The sequence below is a fragment of the Rugamonas rivuli genome, assembly GCF_009380165.1.
GTDB classification, from domain to species: domain Bacteria; phylum Pseudomonadota; class Gammaproteobacteria; order Burkholderiales; family Burkholderiaceae_D; genus Rugamonas; species Rugamonas rivuli.
The window spans coordinates 1-204 of sequence record NZ_WHUF01000045.1 but is presented as its reverse complement, the minus strand read 5'-3'; the positions used below and the strand labels follow the sequence as shown (position 1 = coordinate 204).

Sequence of the window (204 nt, the reverse complement as noted above, 5' to 3'; positions counted from 1 at the left end):
AGCCTGACGATAACCTACTTTCACACTGGTTGCAGCACTATCATCGGCGCAGAGTTGTTTCACGGTCCTGTTCGGGATGGGAAGGGGTGGGACCAACTTGCTATGGTCATCAGGCATTGACTTGTACAGGCGTCGCGTCTTTTTCCGCGCCGCCAAGAATCTGGAGGAAGTATTATAAACGATTTATATCGTTTATGTAGTAAA

General features: G+C 48.0%; 1 rRNA gene. It reads right to left on the bottom strand.

What is annotated here, in order from left to right:
* Position 1: 1 nt before the first annotated feature.
* Positions 2-114 (bottom strand): 5S ribosomal RNA (gene rrf, locus GEV01_RS30675).
* Between the last annotated feature and the right edge of the window lie 90 nt (positions 115-204).